Annotated in this window: 15 protein-coding genes and 1 pseudogene; 10 read left to right on the top strand and 6 right to left on the bottom strand. The window is 67.9% G+C overall.

Annotation, left to right across the window (positions count from 1 at the left end; translation table 11 throughout):
- Positions 1–78: 78 nt before the first annotated feature.
- Positions 79–936, bottom strand: coding sequence for an SDR family oxidoreductase (locus AB0J95_RS11840; protein ID WP_364755963.1), 858 nt, complete (start codon positions 934–936; stop codon positions 79–81).
- 132 nt (positions 937–1,068) lie between these two features.
- Here AB0J95_RS11840 and ykgO point away from each other — a divergent pair, with 132 nt between their 5' ends.
- Positions 1,069–1,191, top strand: coding sequence for a type B 50S ribosomal protein L36 (gene ykgO, locus AB0J95_RS11835; RefSeq protein WP_364755961.1), 123 nt, complete (start codon positions 1,069–1,071; stop codon positions 1,189–1,191).
- Between the two features lie 138 nt (positions 1,192–1,329).
- Entirely contained in the window at positions 1,330–3,222 is a 1,893-nt protein-coding gene (htpG, locus tag AB0J95_RS11830) for a molecular chaperone HtpG (RefSeq protein ID WP_364755958.1), read from the top strand.
- Here htpG and AB0J95_RS11825 read toward each other — a convergent pair.
- The 4 genes from AB0J95_RS11825 to AB0J95_RS11810 all read right to left on the bottom strand — a co-directional run bounded on the left by AB0J95_RS11825 (position 3,182) and on the right by AB0J95_RS11810 (position 6,987).
- Positions 3,182–4,384 carry a DUF6596 domain-containing protein gene (locus AB0J95_RS11825; RefSeq protein WP_364755955.1) on the bottom strand — a complete coding sequence of 401 codons (1,203 nt, stop codon included), beginning with the start codon at positions 4,382–4,384 and terminating at the stop codon, positions 3,182–3,184. The two genes, htpG and AB0J95_RS11825, sit on opposite strands and share 41 nt — an antisense overlap.
- Complete coding sequence (locus AB0J95_RS11820; protein WP_364756184.1) at positions 4,384–4,773, bottom strand: YciI family protein; 390 nt, start codon at positions 4,771–4,773, stop codon at positions 4,384–4,386. The genes AB0J95_RS11825 and AB0J95_RS11820 overlap by 1 nt, the downstream gene beginning before the upstream one ends.
- A 79-nt stretch (positions 4,774–4,852) precedes the next feature.
- Positions 4,853–5,833: an aldo/keto reductase gene (locus tag AB0J95_RS11815; RefSeq protein ID WP_364755952.1), complete on the bottom strand. Its 981-nt coding sequence runs from the start codon at positions 5,831–5,833 to the stop codon at positions 4,853–4,855.
- Between the two features lie 11 nt (positions 5,834–5,844).
- Positions 5,845–6,987 carry an FAD-dependent monooxygenase gene (locus AB0J95_RS11810; RefSeq protein ID WP_364756182.1) on the bottom strand — a complete coding sequence of 381 codons (1,143 nt, stop codon included), beginning with the start codon at positions 6,985–6,987 and terminating at the stop codon, positions 5,845–5,847.
- Positions 6,988–7,078: 91 nt separating this feature from the next.
- Here AB0J95_RS11810 and AB0J95_RS11805 point away from each other — a divergent pair, with 91 nt between their 5' ends.
- The 4 genes and pseudogenes from AB0J95_RS11805 to AB0J95_RS11790 all read left to right on the top strand — a co-directional run.
- A complete protein-coding gene (locus tag AB0J95_RS11805; RefSeq protein WP_364755949.1) occupies positions 7,079–7,651 on the top strand; it encodes a TetR/AcrR family transcriptional regulator in 573 nt (190 codons plus the stop codon).
- A gap of 139 nt (positions 7,652–7,790) precedes the next feature.
- Positions 7,791–8,081, top strand: a complete 291-nt coding sequence (locus tag AB0J95_RS11800) for a hypothetical protein (protein WP_364755946.1) — start codon at positions 7,791–7,793, stop codon at positions 8,079–8,081.
- A complete protein-coding gene (locus tag AB0J95_RS11795) occupies positions 8,074–8,541 on the top strand; it encodes a MarR family transcriptional regulator (protein ID WP_364755944.1) in 468 nt (155 codons plus the stop codon). The genes AB0J95_RS11800 and AB0J95_RS11795 overlap by 8 nt, the downstream gene beginning before the upstream one ends.
- A 351-nt stretch (positions 8,542–8,892) precedes the next feature.
- A pseudogene (locus tag AB0J95_RS11790) lies at positions 8,893–9,339 on the top strand (sigma factor-like helix-turn-helix DNA-binding protein); the annotation flags it as partial.
- A 19-nt stretch (positions 9,340–9,358) separates the two neighbouring features.
- Here AB0J95_RS11790 and AB0J95_RS11785 read toward each other — a convergent pair.
- Positions 9,359–10,147 carry an SAM-dependent methyltransferase gene (locus AB0J95_RS11785; RefSeq protein WP_364755941.1) on the bottom strand — a complete coding sequence of 263 codons (789 nt, stop codon included), beginning with the start codon at positions 10,145–10,147 and terminating at the stop codon, positions 9,359–9,361.
- Between the two features lie 177 nt (positions 10,148–10,324).
- Between AB0J95_RS11785 and AB0J95_RS11780 the strand changes: the two genes are divergently transcribed.
- The 4 genes from AB0J95_RS11780 to AB0J95_RS11765 all read left to right on the top strand — a co-directional run bounded on the left by AB0J95_RS11780 (position 10,325) and on the right by AB0J95_RS11765 (position 18,513).
- Positions 10,325–10,867, top strand: a complete 543-nt coding sequence (locus tag AB0J95_RS11780) for a dihydrofolate reductase family protein (RefSeq protein WP_364755938.1) — start codon at positions 10,325–10,327, stop codon at positions 10,865–10,867.
- 114 nt (positions 10,868–10,981) lie between these two features.
- Positions 10,982–11,572, top strand: coding sequence for a hypothetical protein (locus AB0J95_RS11775; RefSeq protein WP_364755935.1), 591 nt, complete (start codon positions 10,982–10,984; stop codon positions 11,570–11,572).
- A 3-nt stretch (positions 11,573–11,575) separates the two neighbouring features.
- Positions 11,576–13,657: a flotillin family protein gene (locus AB0J95_RS11770; RefSeq protein WP_364755932.1), complete on the top strand. Its 2,082-nt coding sequence runs from the start codon at positions 11,576–11,578 to the stop codon at positions 13,655–13,657.
- Complete coding sequence (locus tag AB0J95_RS11765; protein WP_364755929.1) at positions 13,654–18,513, top strand: DNA repair ATPase; 4,860 nt, start codon at positions 13,654–13,656, stop codon at positions 18,511–18,513. The genes AB0J95_RS11770 and AB0J95_RS11765 overlap by 4 nt, the downstream gene beginning before the upstream one ends.
- Positions 18,514–18,593: the final 80 nt, after the last annotated feature.

The raw sequence follows: 18,593 nt of genomic DNA, 5'->3' as shown, positions 1-18,593 counted from the left end.
CCCATTCGTCTGGTTCGCCGGAATGCGATCACCAGCCCGGGCCACGTTGCCCGGACTGGCGAGAAGATGCCGGATCCGTTACCCGGCAAGGGCCTTCGCGATGGACTCGGCCATTGGCTCGGTGGGCCGGCCCAGCAGCCGGGCCAGCTCGCCGGGCGTGCCGTTGAGCGCACCGCGGCTGATACCCGCGTTGGCGTCCACCAAGATCTCCGCGTACCCGGCCGGAAGTCCGGCGGCCACCAACAAGTCCTGCTGCTCCGCGTCGGTCACGGTCTTGTGGACCACCGCGGTCCCGGCCTGCTGGGCCAGCTCGGCGGCCAGCTCCGGGTACGACCAGGCGACGTCGCCGCCCAGCTCGTAGGCCTTGTTGAGGTGACCGTCCTGGGTCAGCACGGCCGCCGCGGCCGCCGCGTAGTCGGACCGGGGCGCGAAGGCGATCCGGGCGTCCGCCGTGACGTTGTTCACGATGGCGCCGTGCTCAAGGAAAAGGCCGGTCATGCCGGTGAACAGCTCGGTGTACCAGTTGTTGCGCAGGAAGGTGTGGGGCAGCCCGGACTCGATGATCTTCTTCTCGGTGGCCTGGTGCTCCTCGGCGAGCCGGAAGTCCGCGGTGTCGGCGCCGAAGATGCTGGTGTACACCAGTTGCGCGACTCCGGCAGTTGCCGCCGCGTCGATCACCGCGGAGTGCTGCGCCACCCGGCTGCCGACGGCGTTGCTCGAGATCAGCAGCACCCGGTCGCCCGGCTGGAACTCCCATGTGGACGGTTCGTCGTAGTCCGTGACCAGCAGGCGGATCCCTTGGGCGGCAAGGTCGGCCGCCTTCTCGGGGGAACGGACAGCGGCGACGATCTCAGCGGCCGGCACGCCCGCGGCCTGCAGCGAGGAGATGGTCAACCGTCCAAGATGGCCAGTGGCCCCGGTGATCACGATGCTCATGCCGTCGACCGTACGGCGTCCACTAACCAGATGAAAGTACCCACTTTGAAGTGGGGTACTCACCTACGGGTAATCACCCAGTGTAACCGTCTTAGCCGGAATATCTCCGGGGGTCCCGCCGTTGAGAGGGACATGAAGGTTCGCCAGTCGTTGAGGTCGCTGAAGGCCAAGCCGGGCGCCCAGGTCGTCCGCCGGGACGGCAAGGTGTACGTCCTGAACTCCAAGGATCCGCGGTTCAAGGCCCGCCAGGGCTGAACAGCAGGAAGGGCACCCCGTGGTGGGTGCCCTTCGTCATGTCCGGGTACGGCGGAGATCCACTAGCGCGGCTGGGATAATTCCCACAGGCGGGCACGGGATGAGGGGATGCCCGGCCGTGGTGACTCCGGAGGGAATGTGGATACGCGGATCGAAACGCTCGAGTTCCAGGCCGAGGCGCGGCAGTTGCTGCAGCTCATGGTGCACTCGATCTACTCGAACAAGGACATCTTCCTGCGTGAGCTGATCTCGAACTCGTCCGACGCGCTGGACAAGCTGCGGCTGGAGGCGTTCCGGGACAAGGACCTGCAGGTCGACACGTCCGACCTGCACATCGAGCTGGAAGCCGACCAGGAGGCCCGCACGCTGACCGTGCGGGACAACGGGATCGGCATGTCCCGGGCCGAGGTCATCGACCTGATCGGCACCATCGCCAAGTCCGGCACCGCGGAGCTGCTGCGCAAGCTCAAGGAGACCAAGGAGTCCGCGTCCGACCTGATCGGCCAGTTCGGCGTCGGGTTCTACTCGAGCTTCATGGTGGCCGACAAGGTCACCCTGCTGACCCGCCGGGCCGGCGAGACCGAGGCGACCCGCTGGGAGTCCGCGGGCGAGGGCACGTTCACGATCGAGACGGTCGAGGACGCCCCGCAGGGCACGTCGGTGACCCTGCACCTCAAGCCCGAGGACAGCGAGGACCACCTCTACGACTACACGGCCGACTGGAAGATCCGCGAGATCGTCCAGCGCTACTCCGACTTCATCACCTTCCCGGTGAAGATGCAGGTCGAGAAGCCGGCCGCGGAGGAGGGCGGGGAGCCCACCCGCGAGTGGGAGACCGTCAACTCGATGAAGGCCCTCTGGGCGCGCACCCGCGACGAGGCCTCCGAGGAGGAGTTCAACCAGTTCTACAAGCACATCAGCCGCGACTGGACCGATCCGCTGGAGATCATCCAGATGCAGGCCGAGGGCACGTTCGAGTACCAGGCGCTGCTGTTCATCCCGTCGCGCGCCCCGCTCGACCTGTTCAGCCGGGACCGCAAGCGCGGGGTGCAGCTCTACGTCAAGCGCGTGTTCATCATGGACGACTGCGAGGAGCTGATGCCGGAGTACCTCCGGTTCGTCAAGGGGGTCGTGGACGCGCAGGACCTGTCGCTGAACGTGTCCCGCGAGATCCTGCAGCAGGACCGGCAGATCCAGCTGATGCGCCGCCGCCTGGTCAAGAAGGTGCTGTCCACGGTCAAGTCGCTGGCCGCGGAGAAGTACGCGACCTTCTGGAAGGAGTTCGGCGCGGCCGTCAAGGAGGGCCTGGTCGCCGACTTCGAGAACCGCGAGGCCATCCTCGACGTCGCCTCGTTCGCCTCCACGCACGACGCCGAGAAGCTCACCACCCTGCGCGAGTACATCGAGCGGATGAAGGACGGCCAGGAGCACATCTACTACCTGACCGGGCACTCGCGCAGCGCGATCGAGAACTCCCCGCACATGGAGGCGTTCCGCGCCAAGGGCTACGAGGTGCTCGTGCTCACCGACCCGATCGACGAGATGTGGGTCGAGTCGGTGCTGGACTACGAGGGCAAGCAGTTCCGGTCCATCGCCAAGGGCCAGGTCGACTTGGACACGGAGGAGGAGCGCAAGGCCGCCGGCGAGCAGCAGAAGGACTTCGCGGAGCTGGTGTCCTGGCTCAAGGAGACCCTCGCGGACACCGTGAAGGAGGTCCGGCTGTCCTCCCGGCTGACCACCTCCCCGGCCTGCATCGTCGGCGACGCCAACGACATGACCCCCACCCTGGAGAAGATGTACCGGGCGATGGGCCAGGAGCTGCCGCCGGTCAAGCGGATCCTCGAGCTCAACCCGGGCCACGCCCTGGTGACCGGCCTGCGCAAGGCGCACGAGGAGCGCAAGGACGACGCGGCCCTCGCCGAGACCGCGGAGTTGTTGTACGGCATGGCTTTGCTGGCTGAGGGCGGCGAGCTGGCCGACCCGCCCCGGTTCACCCGCCTGCTGGCGGACCGCCTAGCGCACACGCTCTAGCCAGCAGGTATCGCTGCTGCGGTGGGCTCAGGGTCAGGCGCGCGGCCTGTTCGTACGACGAACGGGCCGCCGCCTTGTCCCCGGACATCTCCAGCAGATGCGCTTTCACGGAGTGCAGACGGTGGTCCTTGGCCAACGGCTTCTCCAAGGGCTCCAAGAGAAGCATTCCCGCGGCCGGGCCGTTGGTCATCGCCACGGCGACGGCGTGGTTCAACCGCACCAGGGGTGTGTCCTGGATCCGCAGCAGGACTTCATACAGCGCGACGATCTGCGGCCAGTCGGTGTCCGCGGCTGACGGGGCTTCGTCGTGCACGGCGGCGATCGCGGCCTGAACCTGGTACGGCCCAGTGGGTCCCACCGGCAGGGCGGCGCTGATCAAGGCCACGCCCTCGGCGATGAGCTCCTGGTTCCACAGGGACCGGTCCTGCTCGTCCATCGGGATCAGCGAACCATCGGGGCCACTGCGCGCGGGCCGCCGGGCGTCGGTCAGCAGCATCAACGCCAGCAGCCCCGCCACTTCGCCATCGGAGGGCACGACCCGGTGCACGATCCGGGTCATCCGGATCGCCTCGCCGGCCAGGTCCGCGCGCTGCAGCAACGGCCCGGAAGTACTCGCGTAGCCCTCGTTGAAGATCAGGTACAGCACGTGCAGGACCGCGCCCAGATCTCGGTCCGCGGGCATGCCGAAGGGAATTCGGCTGTCCTTGATGGACTGTTTGGCGCGGGTGATCCGGCGGGTCATCGTGCTCTCCGGCACCAGGAACGCCCGCGCGATCTCGGTCGTGGTCAGGCCGCCGACCGCCCGCAGGGTCAGCGCGATCTGGGACGCGGGCGACAAGGTCGGGTGACAGCACATGAACAACAGCACCAGCGTGTCGTCGAAGTCGTCCACCGGTGCGGGCAGCGGATACCGCGCGACCGTGTCCTCCCGACGCAGCCGCGCCTGCTCACTGCGCAACAGATCCGTGAGCCGCCGCGAAGCCACCGTGATCAGCCACGCCAAGGGCCGGTCGGGGAGCCCGTCGGACGGCCATTGTGTTGCCGCGGCAAGGAGAGCCTCCTGCACAGCGTCCTCGGCCGTGGAGAAGTGGCCGTAGCGGCGCACGACCGCGCCGAGGACCTGCGGCGCCAGCTCACGCAGCAGGCCCTCGACCCCGGTCATTACACGAGGTCCTCGAAGCCGCTGACGATCGGCCGGATGTCCACGTACCACTCGTGCGCCAGCTCGGCGTCGGCCGGATGCGGGGTGTTGGCCAGCTGGGCGGCGATCTCGGTGGCCCGGTCGAAGCTAGCGCACTCCACGATTGTGTAACCGGCGAGCACTTCCTGTGTCTCCGCGTACGGCCCGTCGGTGACCACCGGCACCCCGTCCTTCAACGCGACCCGACGAGCGTGCGCGGGTGGCGTGAGGCCCTGGGCGTCGACGAACTCTCCGGACTCGACCAGGGCCTGGTTCCACTCGCCCATGAACTTGTGCATGGCCGCCGCGTCCTGCGGCGCCCAGCCCGCGATCATGTCGAAGTCCCGCTGCGAGCCGGTCAGCATGATCATGTACTTCACGGTCGTCCTCCTCGGTGGGGCGTGTTCTCAGCAGGGACGTCGGAGCGGGTGGGCGCAGGCGGACACGGTCTCACCAACGAGCGTGCACGAGTTCCCGGATGTACTTGTCGTAGACGCCGGAGATGCCCGCGAGAGTGGCGCCGTCCAGCGGCTCGAGCTCCCCGGCGGCGGAGTTCGCCCTGGCCTGGGCCACGTTCCGGGCCCCGGGGATGATCGTCGAGACCCCTGGTTGCTGCACGATCCACTGCAACGCCATCTGCGCCGGAGTCACCCCTTCGGGGGCCAGCGCGGCGAACTCCTGGGCCGCGAGCACGCCGGTCTCGTAGTCGACGCCGGAGAACGTCTCGCCCACGTCGAACGCCTCCCCGTGCCGGTTGTAGTTGCGGTGGTCGTTCTCCGGGAACACCGTGTCCTTGGTGTACCGGCCGGACAACAGGCCCGAGGCGAGCGGGACCCGGGCGATGATCCCGATCCCGGCCGCGGCGGCCCTGGGCAGGACCTTCTCCAGCGGCCGGGGGCGGAAGGCGTTGAAGATGATCTGGATCGTGGCCACCCCAGGGCGTTCGATCGCCCGCAACGCCTCCGCCACGGTCTCCACGCTGACCCCGTACGCGGCGATCCGCTTCTCCTCGACCAGCGTGTCCAGCGCGTCGAACACCGAGTCGGTGTCGTAGGCGCCGGTCGGCGGGCAGTGCAGTTGCACCAGGTCGAGGGTGTCCAGGCCGAGGTTCGCCCGCGAGCGGTCGTTCCAGGCCCGGAAGTTGTCCAGGTTGTAGTTGGCGACTTCCTGGGCCATCCGGCGGCCCATCTTGGTGGCTACGAACGGCCGGTCGGCCTTGCCGTGAATGAACTTGCCGATCAGTTGCTCGCTGCGCCCGTCGCCGTACACATCGGCGGTGTCGAAGAAGGTCACCCCAGAGTCGACCGCCGCCGAGAGCACTGCCAGCGCTTCGTCCTCGCTGACCTCGCCCCAGTCCGCACCCAGCTGCCAGGTCCCCAGGCCGATCACCGACACGTCCCGGCCGAGCCGGTCAATCCGTCGTTTCTGCACGTCACGTGAGTCTAGGCGGCATAATCCTTCAGCTCGATCCGAGACGCGAAGTTGTCGGTCATCTTCAGCATCAGCTCGAGCATGAGCTTGCTGTTGAACATCCAGTCGCGCATCCGGATCCGCCACTTGCTGGGCGGCGCCAGGAACGGGCCGGCGTTGGCCTTGCGGTTGATCGACGCGTAGGTGTGGAAGGCCTCCTGGTAGGCCTGGAACGCCACGCGGTGGTCGCCGCCCGCCGTCAGCAGCTCACCGGCCAGCACGTACGCGCCGACCAGGGCCAGCCCGGTGCCGAACCCGGCCAGGGTGTTGCCGTACGCGGAGTCGCCGAGCAGCACGATGCGGCCCTTGAAGTAGTGGTCCATGTGCACGCGGCCGATGGAGTCGAGGTAGAAGTCCCGGGCGCCGGGGATCATGGCGATGACCTCGTCGGTCCGCCAGCCGGCGCCGCGGTAGGCGTCCATCACGATCTTCTTCTGCTGCTCGGGGTCGTAGCGGTCGTAGCTGAGCTGCTCCGAGGCGAACACGAAGAAGGTGCCCGCCTTGGGACCGCCCACCGCGACCATCCGGTTCGGCTCGTTGTACATCTCGGCCCTCCCGGACCAGCCGATGTCCGACAGTGCGTAGTAGTGCCCCAGGTGGGTGACGTAGTCCGACTCCGGGCCGAAGGCCAGCCTTCGCACGTTCGAGTGCATCCCGTCCGCGCCCACCACCAGGTCGAACGTCCGCGGCGCGGTCCGCTCGAAGGTCACGTGCACGCCGGTGGCGGTCTCGGTCAGCGAGGTGATCGAGTCGCCGAAGATGTACTCGGCCTGGTCCTTGGTCCGCTCGTAGAGCAGCTGCGCCAGGTCGCCGCGGTGGATCTCGATCTCGCCGCCGGTGAACTCGCCGGGGATGACCGACCGGGTCCGGCCGGTGCTGTCGACCAGGTACTGGTCCAGGCCACCGGTCTGACGGCGGCGGACCTCGTCGAGGATGCCCATCCGCTGCAGCACGGTCCGGTGGATGTCGCCCTTGAAGTCGACCGCCTGGCCGCCGGGCCGCAGCGCCGGGGCCTTCTCGACCACGGTCACCGAGCAGCCGTAGCGGGCCAGCCAGTAGGCGAGCGACGGGCCGGCGATGCTGGCGCCGGAGATGAGGACTGTGGTGCCGTTCAGGTTCTTCGTCATGGCGATGACTCTGCGGGCGGCGCTGACCAACTCCTGACAAAGCCCTGACCGACTAGAGATGATGACTATCATCTCAACCATGGCGAGGGTATCCCCAGAAGAGGCGGCGCGGCACCGCGAGCAGGTCGTGACCGCCGCCGCGCGGTTGTTCCGCGAGAAGGGCGTCCAAGGCGTCGGTGTCGCCGAGTTGATGGCGGACGTCGGCCTGACGCACGGCGGCTTCTACCGGCAGTTCGCGTCGAAGGAGGCGCTGGCCGCGGAGGCGGTCGGGCGGGCGTACGGCGAGCTGAGCGCGTTCCTGGACAGCGTGGCGGCCAGGCATCCGGGTGACCGGGACGCCGCCCGGACCGAGCTGATCGAGTTCTACCTGTCGGAGCGGCACCGCGACGATCCCGGCACGGGTTGCGCGACCGCGGCACTCAGCGGCGAGATGGCGCACGAGGCGCCGGACAGTGACGCGCACCAGGCGTTCCGCGAGGGCGTGGCCGGGTTCATCGACGGGCTCGGCGAGTTCATCCCGGACCGCCGGGAGCGGATCACCACGTTCTGCACGATGCTCGGCGGCCTCGTGCTCGCGCGTGCCTTGGGCGATACCCCGATGTCCGACGAGATCCTCACCACGGCACGGGAGAGTGCGCTTGACGATGAATGATGATGACCATAATCTTTAATCATGACCGACATCGCAGTGATCACCAGCGCCTCGGCGGGCATGGGCGCGGCGTACGCCGACCGGTTCGCCCGCCGCGGCTACGACTTGCTTCTGGTGGCCCGCGACGAGGCCAGGCTCCGTGCTGCCGGGCGCGGTGCGGACCGCGTTCTGGGACGGTTCCGGTCTGGAGCTGGCGAACTTCCCGGCGCAGATCGTCATGGAGGTCGACGACGCGGTGGACGCGGCGCTGGCCGGTCTGGACAACGGCGAGGCGGTCACCATCCCGTCGCTGCCCGACGAGCGGGAGTGGACCGACTACGACGCGGCCCGGTGGCTCTCGCGCGGAAGACATCCCTGGCAACTCCCGCGGACCGCTACAAGGTGTGATTTGAATTCGAACAACCCGGAGCTAAGCTCGGTACATGGCTGAGACCCGGTGGCTGGATGAGCGTGAACTCGCGGCGTGGGAAGGGTTCCTGACGCTCGGCGCGGTGCTCAACCGCCGGGTCGAGCAACAGCTCAAGGACGACGCCGGGCTTTCGCACCAGCAGTACGAAGTGCTCACCAGGCTGTCCGCGGCTCCTGGTGGGGCGCTTCGGATGACCGAGCTGGCCGGGGTCGCGCTGACCTCCAAAAGCGGCCTGACGTACCAGGTCGGGCAGTTGGAGAAGGCGGGACTGGTGTGCCGCAAGGCGTGCGCGTCCGATGATCGCGGCGTTGTGGCGTCCCTCACCGAGCAGGGCTGGGCGAAGCTGCGGGAGACCGCGCCCGGGCACGCGACCCTGGTCCGCGAGCTGTTCCGGGACGGCCTGACCGACCAGCAGTTCGAGGGGTTCGCCGCCGGGATCGACGCGCTGCTGGCCCGGCTCGCCCCCTGCCCGGGCGCCTGATTCACTGCTCCGGCTACTCGCAAATCACTGACGTATTGCCGTGGCATTCGGATGCTTTCTGGCAATAGGCCTATGGTGGCTGCTCGGTGGTGCATTGCCCGTTGCGGAAAGTGGAGTAGTCGTCGCAGTCGGCTGGCGCCGATTGTTTCCGGGTGGTACCTGCGGATCTGTGGGGCGGACTCGCCCGCATTAGTCCAGTCGGCCTAATTCTTTGTATTCGCGCTCCGGAGCTGGGACCCTACGAAGTGTGACGGGGGAATTTTCTTTCAAGAATTCGGAGAATCTCGCGTCAGTACGGCGGGGGAGCTGAGTCCCTCCACTGACTCAGCGCCGGACTTGCGGGGAGATGTCATGGGTGATGCACAGGCGCTCGACCAGATTCTGTCGTCGATCCGCCCAGTGATCGTGCGGTACTGCCGGGCGCGGCTCGGCAAGCGGGACCATTCGTTCGCCCACGCGGACGGGGTCGCCAAGCAGGTCCTGCACGCGGTGCTCACCGCGTTGCCGGCCAACCGGCGGCCGTTGATGGAACTGGTCTACAACACCGCGGTGCGGATGGTCGACGAGGCGCTCGGCGGGCAGCCCGGGCGGGTCGACCTGGGGGACGTGCTGGTGCCGTGGCTGCTCGACGAGCTGCCCAGCCACCAGCGGGAGATCATCGTGCTGCGGGTCGCGGTCGGCCTGAGCGCCGAGCAGACCGCCGAGGCGATGGGCAACACCGCCGCGGCGATCCGGCTCGCTCAGCACCGCGCGCTCAACCGCCTGCGCCAGGCCACGGCGGCGATCGGCGACGTGATCGACACCGTGCCCATCCAGGTCAGCACCGCGCCCGGACAAAGTAGCCCTGGCCCACGCCCGTTGCGTTCCGTGCAGCCGCGGGGAACGGCCACCTGTTGAGCGCCGTGCCCACCTCACTGATCAGCACCACGTCCGCCCGCCAGCCCAGGGGTTCGAGCAGCTCCTCCGGCTGGTCGGTGCCGAACCGCCAGGTCATGTCGTGGGCCGCGAACAGCTCCAGCATCGGCCGCAGGGCCGGACTGTCCAACAAGGACTGCCCGACGAAGTCGGTGAGCAGCAGGCTGCCCGCCGCCGACAAACCGGTGACCCGGTCCAGCAGCGCCGCCACATCGACGGCCGCCAAGTACTGCATCACCCCCTCGGCCAGCCAGCAGGTCGGCCGCCCCTGCTCGAAGCCCGCCGCCAGCAACGGCTCCGCCCAGTCCCCGGTCAGGTCCGCGCCCACTGACACGCGCCGGCAGACCGGCGCCTCGGTGATGAGCGAGTCCTTGAGCCGCAACACCTCGGGACGGTCCACTTCGTACAGTTCGGCGTCCTCCGGCAGCGCCAGCCGGAACGCGCGGGAGTCCATCCCGGCCGCCAGGATCACCAGCTGACGAGCTTCCGCGGCGGTGATCACATCGTCGAAGAACCGGGTTCGCACCGCGATCGTCGAGTTGTCACCGAACTCCGCCAACAGTGCCGTGCCCGCCTCACCGGCGAGCCGCGCCGCGAACGGGTCGGTGAACAACGCATCCGGCCGCGCCGACTCGCGCGCCCGCAGCGCCGCGGTGAGCCGGCTGGTCTGAGCCACTGGGTCCAAGGTCATGTCCGCGAGTGTTTCGCAGGCGCTGACGCCATGGCCTCCTGATAGAGCCGCTGGTGGAGTTTTTCGACATCCGAGTCGCTCTCGTGCGAGAAAAATCCATTTCGAGATTCTCGTCGATCCGGTCGTGGCCCGTTCGACGACTAGGTGTCCACGCAAGATCGAGCAGGGAGAGACACCATGGGCCGGATCGTCAACAACACCTACATCACCCTCGACGGCGACATCACGAACATGCAGGACTGGCACTTCGACTACATGGGCGCGCTGATGGATGAGGCGCGCACCCAGCTGTGGGCCGCCGGCGCGCTGATCATGGGCCGCGCCACGTACGACGGCTTCGCCGGTTCGTGGCCGCAGCGGGACGGCGACTTCGCCGACCGGATCAACGGTCTCAAGAAGTACGCGGTCTCCACGACGCTGACCGACCCGGAGTGGAGCAACACCACCGTGTTGAGCGACAACGTCGTCGAGCAGGTGCGCAAGATCAAGGAGGAGACCGAGGGCAACATCGTGCAGTACGGCTTCGGCTCGGTGACCCGGCTGCTGCTGGACGCCGGCCTGGTCGACGAGGTCCGGCTCTGGCTGCACCCGGTGCTGTCCGGCAAGGCCAAGCCCGCGGACCTGCTCTACCGCGACGCGGTCCAGACCAAGTTCACCCTCAACAGCGCCGAGCCGCACGACAACGGTGTGGTCATCCTCTCCTACACGCCGATCGGCTGAGCATTTCCGGCCCGAAAACCCCTTGAGGCAGTCCACTCGGGCCTTTCGCGTGATTCGCTCCCTTGTGGCGCGGACGGGTGATATCGTCCGCGCCTAGAAGGGGCAGGGAGTGCCATGGGGGAGTTCTTCGGCGCGGTTCTGGCGTTTCCGGCCGTGCTGTTCACGTTCCTCCTGGCCGTGCTCATCGGCTATTGGCTGCTGGTGCTCGCCGGCGCGCTGGACGCCGACGAGGACGGCGGGGATCTGTTGTCCGGCTTGGGGTTCGGCGGAGTCCCGCTGACCATCGTGCTGAGCCTCACAGTGATCGTCGCGTGGCTGACCGCGTTGGTGGGAACGGTCCTGTTGGACGGTTCCCCGGCCGGCATCCGGATCAGTCTGGGGATAGCGGTGGCGCTCGCCGCCATTCTGCTGGGGTTGTTCGTGACCCGTTTGCTGGTAACGCCGCTGCGGCGGATTTTCCACACCGCCCCGGCGGCGTCGCGGGCCGATTTCGTCGGCCGCACATGTGTGATCAGGACGGGCACGGTGACGACCGACTTCGGCCAGGCCGAGGTGCACGCCGAGGACGGGTCCTCGGCGGTCGTCCAGGTCCGCCAGACCGGCGCGGACGAGCTGCGCGCCGGGACGATCGCGTTGATCTACGACTACGACACCGAGGGCGAGTTCTTCTGGGTGGCCCCGGTGGATACTCAGGTGAAGGGCTAAGGCATGGACGCTGTCGGAATCGGTGTGGGCGTGGCGATCGGCGCCGTGCTGCTCGTCGTCCTGGTGATCCTGTTCGTGGTCAGCCGGTTGTTCCGCAAGATCGACCAGGGCAAGGCGCTGATCATCTCCAAGGTGCGCAAGGTGGACGTGACGTTCACCGGCGCGGTGGTGCTGCCGGTGCTGCACCGCGCGGAGGTGATGGACATCTCGGTGAAGACCATCGAGATCAACCGGGCCGGCACCGAGGGCCTGATCTGCCGGGACAACATCCGCGCGGACATCCGGATCACGTTCTTCGTGCGGGTGAACAAGACCGTGGAGGACGTGGTCAAGGTCGCGCAGGCGATCGGCACCGCCCGCGCCAGCGACGAGACCACGTTGCAGGAGTTGTTCAACGCCAAGTTCTCCGAGGCGCTCAAGACCGTCGGCAAGCAGCTGGACTTCGTCGACCTCTACACCAAGCGCGACGACTTCCGCGACCAGATCATCCGCGTGATCGGCACGGACCTGAACGGGTACTCCCTCGAGGACGCGGCGATCGACTACCTCGAGCAGACCCCGATGACCCAGCTCGACCCGGCGAACATCCTGGACGCACAGGGCATTCGCAAGATCACCGAGCTGACCGCGATCGAGCACGTGCGCACCAACGAGTACCAGCGCAACGAGGAGAAGGAGATCACCCGGCAGAACGTCGACGCCCGGGAGGCCATCCTCGAGCTGGAGCGCCGCCAGGCCGACGCGGAGGCCAAGCAGCGCCGCGAGGTCGAGACCATGAAGGCCCGCGAGGAGGCCGAGATCGCCAAGGTCCAGGCCGAGGAGCGGCTCAAGGCGCACACCGCGCAGATCCGCACCGACGAGCAGCTGGGCATCCAGGACCAGAACCGGGCCCGTGAGGTCGCGGTCGCCGAGAAGAACCGCGAGCGTGTGATCGCCATCGAGACCGAGCGGATCGAGAAGGACCGCCAGCTCGAGGTGATCTCCCGGGAACGCGAGACCGAGCTGTCCAAGATCGCCAAGGACAAGGAGCTCGAGGTCGAGAAGCGGGCCATCGCCGAGGTGGTCCGCGAGCGCATCGCCGTGGACAAGACCGTTGCGGAGCAGGAGGAAACGATCAAACGGCTGCGCGCGGTCGAGGAGGCCGAGCGGATGCGCCAGTCGCTGATCATCCAGGCCGAGGCCGAGGCGCAGGAGAAGCTGGTCAAGGACATCAAGGCGGCCGAGGCCGCGGAGGCCGCGTCGAAGTACGAGGCGCGCCGCGAGCTGGCCCTGGCCGAGGCCCGGCAGCAGGCCGCGGAGCTCGACACCCGCGCCAAGATCCGCCTGGCCGAAGGGATCCAGGCCGAGGCGGCGGCCGAAGGCCTTGCCTCCGTCCAGGTTCGCGAGCGGGACGCGGAGGCGATCGAGAAGGTGGGCCGTGCGGAGGCCGCCGTCGAGCGGGAGAAGGCGCTGGCCAAGGCCGAGGGCGCGGAGAAGCTGGGCCTGGCGGAGACCGAGATCGAGCGCCAGAAGGCGATCATCATGGCGGACGCGTTGCGGGACAAGCTGAAGGGCGAGGCCGAGGGTCTCACCGAGAAGGCCGCCGCGCTGGCCGCGATGACCGACGCGACCCGCGACCACGAGGAGTTCCGCCTGCGGCTGGAGATGGAGAAGGACATCCGGCTGGCCGGCCTGGAGGCACAGTCCAAACTGGCCGCCTCGCAGGCCGAGGTGCTGGCCGCGGGCCTGGAGAAGGCCGACATCGACATCGTCGGCGGCGACTCGATGTTCTTCGACCGCCTGGTGGGCGCGGTGTCGCTGGGCAAGAGCGTGGACGGGTTCGTGGACCACTCGCAGACCGCCCAGTCGCTGGCCGGGCCGTGGCTCAACGGCACGTCGAACTTCACTGACGACATCACCAGGGTTCTGGGTGGCCTGGACACCAACGATGTCAAGAACCTGACCGTGTCGGCGTTGCTGCTCAAGCTCATCGGCTCCGGCGGCAAGGAATCCGGCAAGCTGCAGGAACTTCTCGACACCGCGAACCGGCTGGGGATCGGTGACCACTCCGTCACGGCGCTTCTGCCTCCCCAGAATGTCCGATGACACAGTCGGCGATCGCGCTTGACGCGGGTACCTACGAGGTTCTGCGGGCGCGGCTGGCGGAGCACGCCGCCGCGCTCGCCGCCCGCGCGGAGTCGCTGAACACGCAACGGCTGGCCGTGTTCGGCGGTACCGAGCTGCGGCTGATCGGTACCGAGCGGATCCGCACCGAGAACAACTGCGTGCCGCGGGACATCGTGTCGGTCAACGGGCTGATGCTGTTCGGGTACAACGTGTTCATCGGACTGCGCCCGGAGACGAACGTCGACGACGTGTTCTCCCTGCACCGGTTCGCCCGGGAAGGGGACGCGTTCCGGTTCGACGACGCCGGGCCGGACGAGCTGCCGGGACTGTTGCGGGACGGTCAGTTCGAGCGTGACTTCGCCGAGCTTTACCGGTACTACAAGGAGACCCGGCTGCTGCAACTGCGCCGGGTCGAGGGCAAGCTGCTCGCCGTCTTCCAGACCGGCGCCGGGGCCTCGGACATCCGGGTCCTGCGCTGGGTCGTCAACGTGGCTGAGAAAAACGGCAACACGGTGTCCTATGAGGACGGACGGGGCGAGCGGGATCACGTGTTCCCGCCGTCGCACGACTTCGAGTGGACGGAGACCACACGCGAGAACCACGTCCTCGGGCGGCACCCGCATGTGTCCATTGAGGACATGGTGTTCATCGAGACGGTCGGCGGCGACCTGACCATCAAGCTGGAGAACAACACCGAGACCGGCGAGGGCATCTACGCCGAGCCGGTCGACGAGCCGCTGCAGAGCCTGGCCGACGCGGACATCTCGTACGCCCGGATCGGTGCGCTGATCCTGCTGAAGATCCGGCCGTACAAGGAGTCCGGCTGGCGGTACCTCGTCTTCAACACGCGCACCAAGGGTGTCGTGCGGCTGGACGGGATCGGCCAGGCCTGCCAGCGCTTGCCTGAAGATCAGGGGATCATCTTCCCCGGCGGCTACTATCTCGCGACCGGCGTGTCCAAGACGTTCGACACCGATGTGGCCAGCCTGGAGTTCGAGCGGTCGATCCGGTCGAACAACGGTGAGGACGTGCTGTACGTCTTCCACGCCCGCGCCGAGGGCCGGTACTTGTTGTTGCCGTACAACGTGATCCGCAAGGAGGTCGGCACGCCGATCCCGTGTCACGGGTGGTCGTTGTTCGACGACGGCACGCTTGTGGTGTTCCGGGCGATGTCCGACGAACCGACTCGCGTGCACCCGATGCAGGTCTGGCAGACGCCGTACCAGTCGGACACCTATGCCGCGGCGCGAGAAACCGGCACTGGGCCATTGGACCGCGTGGGCAATGCCGATCTTGTGCGCGGGATCTCGGACTGTCTGTCGATCTCGCGGATGGTCGGTGAGATGGCACCGTCCACTGAGGTCTTCGAGGCGCTGATCGCGGCCTGTGACCGGGCTTTCGACCACTACCACTGGCTGGGCGAGCGGGAGCTGGGTGACCTGCGGACGCCGCTGTCGGAGGTCCGGGCCACCGCCGAGCAGGTCCTGGACGAGTTCGAGGGCGTGCAGGCGCTCACCAACCAAGCTGCGACCGCTCTCGGCAAGGCGGCCGACGATATCGCGTCCTTGGTTCGCCGGGTGCGTGGCGAGGCGCCGAAGTCCGCTGATGAGTGGGTCGCCCAGCTGGCCGAACTCCGTCGCTCGCAAGGACATCTGGTCACCCTGCAGGAGCTTCGGTACGTCGGCACGGCTCGCATCAACGAGCTGAACGCTTTGCTGGCCACCGAACTGGACTCGGCCGCGAAAAGGGCGGTCGACTTCCTCGGCGGGGCCGATGCTTTCGCCGGGTATCACGCCGAGGTGGACCGTCTGCTGGCCGAAGGCTCGGCGATCAAGACCGTCGCCGAAGCCGTGCCCGTGCAGGACCGGTTGAACGCTCAGGCGGACGGTCTGGAGCTGTTGACGCAGGTGGTCAGCTCGTTGGACATCGCGGACGCCACTGTGCGCACCGGGATCCTGGAGCGGGTCGGGAAGGTGCTCGGCGGGATCAACCGTGCCAGGGCCACTGTGGACGCTCGCCGCCGCGAACTGGCTTCCGCCGAGGGGCGGGCCGAGTTCGCCGCGGAGTTCGCGTTGCTGGGTCAGGCGATCACCGCCGCTCTGGCGATGGCCGACACCCCACAGCGTTGTGACGACCAGCTCGGCCGATTGATGCTGCAGCTGGAGAACCTCGAGTCGCGGTTCGGCGAGTTCGACGACTTCCTGTCCGAGATCGGTGCCAAGCGGACCGACGTCTACGAGGCCTTCTCGGCTCGCAAGCAGGCTCTGCTGGACGAACGCGCCCGTCGTGCCGACCGTTTGGTCGAGTCGGCGACCCGCATCCTGGCCACGGTTCAGCGCCGCGCGGCGACACTGTCCAGTTTGGACGAAGTCAACACGTACTTCGCCGGCGACCCCATGGTGGCCAAGCTCCGGTCGGTCGTCGAGGACCTGCGTTCGCTGAGCGACCAGGTCCGGGCCGAGGAACTGGCGGGCCGGATCAAAGCCGCCCGCCAGGAGGCCGGCCGGGCGTTGCGGGACCGGCTGGATCTCTACGCGGACGGCGGTGAGACCATCCGGCTGGGGCGGCATTCCTTCGCCGTCCACACGCAGTCGATGGATCTGACGCTGGTGCCGCATGAGGACGGGCTCGCGATCGGCATCACCGGCACGGACTTCAAGGACCCGGTGTCGGATCCGGAGTTCGCTTCCACCAAGCCGTTCTGGGACCAGCTGCTGGTCTCCGAGTCGCCCGAGGTGTATCGCGCCGAGTACCTGGCGACCTCGGTGCGGAGCGTCGACGAGCTGCGCCAAGCGTTGGACAGCCGATACGACGAGGGCTACGAGCGCGGAGTGCACGACCACGACGCCGCCAAGATCTTCGAGGCAGTGCAACGCCTTCAGGCCGGGGCCGGGACTTTGCGTTATCCGCCACGGGCTCGGGCCGCGGCCACGGTCTTCTGGGCGTTCGGGCCGGATGAGCAGGCCAGGACCGTGTGGTCGCGCCGGGCAGGGTCTTTGGCCCGGGCGCGGCTCGCTTTCGGGCACGTCGAGGCGATCGCCGTGCTGGCCGGTGAGCTGAGTGACGCGATCACGTCGTTCTTGCGGGCCAATGAGCTTGAGCTGGACCACCCGTTGGCGGGGGAGTACCTGTTCGAGGAGCTGGCCAATGCGCCTTTCGGCTTTGTCACCAGCGCCGCCGCACGCTCCCTTGTGGACAGGTTCCGGCGGGCCCTGGGTGCCCAAGCCAAGTCGGCGCAGGAGTTCGACGACGATCTGCGTGCCCTCGGCGACGACCTCGGGGCCCGGTACCAGCTGATCTCGGCGTGGCTGTCGGCTTTCCTGGTGAGCACCGGCGAGACTTCGTTCGAGCTGCTCGAAGCCGTGATGATCGAGCTGTGCCGGGAGGTTCCCCGGCATGACTCGTCGGCGACGCTTGAGGCCACTGTGGACGGTCTACTCGGGGTGCATCCGCGGGTCTCCGGCGGCAAGCTGACCTTCCGGCTGGATGAGCTGCTCGCTCGTACGCGTTCGTTCCGGGCTGAGCGTGTTCCGGCTTTCCGTGCGTACCAACGCAAGCGCACTTCGCTGGTCGCGGCCGAACGCAAGCGGTTGCGGTTCGACGAGTACCAGCCCAAGGTGATGAGCGCGTTCGTGCGCAACCGGCTGCTGGACGAGGTGTACCTGCCGCTGATCGGCGACAACCTGGCCAAACAGCTTGGCACGGCGGGGGAGGACAAGCGCACCGACCAGATGGGCCTGCTGCTGCTGATCTCCCCGCCCGGGTACGGCAAGACGACGCTGATGGAGTACGTCGCCGACCGGCTCGGCCTGGTGTTCGTCAAGGTCAACGGGCCCGCGCTGGGGCACTCGGTGACGTCGGTCGACCCGGCCGAGGCGCCGAACGCGACCGCCCGCCAGGAGATCGAGAAGATCAACTTCGCCCTGGAGATGGGCAACAACGTGTTGCTCTACCTGGACGACATCCAGCACACCTCGCCGGAGCTGCTGCAGAAGTTCATCTCGCTGTGCGACGCCCAGCGCCGGATGGAGGGCGTCTGGAAGGGGCAGACCAAGACGTACGACCTGCGCGGCAAGCGGTTCGCGGTGTGCATGGCCGGCAACCCTTACACCGAGTCCGGCCAGCGGTTCCGCATCCCGGACATGCTGGCCAACCGCGCGGACGTGTGGAACCTCGGCGATGTGCTGTCCGGCAAGGAGGATCTGTTCGCGCTCAGCTTCGTGGAGAACGCACTGACCTCGAACCCGGTCCTCGCGCCACTGTCCACAAGGGATCGTGACGACATCACCAGGCTGGTCCGCCTGGCGCGCGGCGACGAGTCGGTCCGCCCGGACCAGTTGTCCCACCCGTACTCCGCGGTCGAGCTGGAGCAGATCCTTTCCGTCCTGCGGAAGCTGCTCGTTGCTCAGCGGGTGGTGCTGGCCAACAACGAGGCCTACATCGCCTCGGCCGCGCAGGCCGACGGATCCCGCACCGAGCCGCCCTTCCAGCTGCAGGGCTCCTACCGCAACATGAACAAGCTCGCCGAGAAAATCGTCCCGGCGATGAACGAGGCCGAACTGTCGGCCGTGATCGACGATCACTACCTGGCCGAAGCCCAGACCCTCACCACCGGCGCGGAAGCCAACCTGCTGAAACTGGCCGAACTCCGCGGCAGGCTGACGGACGCCCAAGCCACCCGCTGGGCCGAGGTGAAAGCCGCCTACCTGCGCGAACGCGCCCTCGGCGGCACCGAAGACGACCCCATGAGCCGAGCCGTGGGCGCCATGGGCCTGCTCGCCGACCGAGTCAGCTCCATCGCCACCGCCATCCGCGACACCACCCCCCACCCCTAACCCCCGCGTGTCCCACACTCACCGCCCCCGTGTCCCACGTTCGCGGACCCCGAGTTCTCCGTCCCGCCGGACGAATGTGG

It is taken from the genome of Actinocrispum sp. NPDC049592, from assembly GCF_040675465.1.
GTDB lineage: Bacteria > Actinomycetota > Actinomycetes > Mycobacteriales > Pseudonocardiaceae > Kibdelosporangium.
The sequence above is the reverse complement of the archived record's forward strand: the minus strand, read 5'-3'. Positions and strand labels throughout refer to the sequence as shown.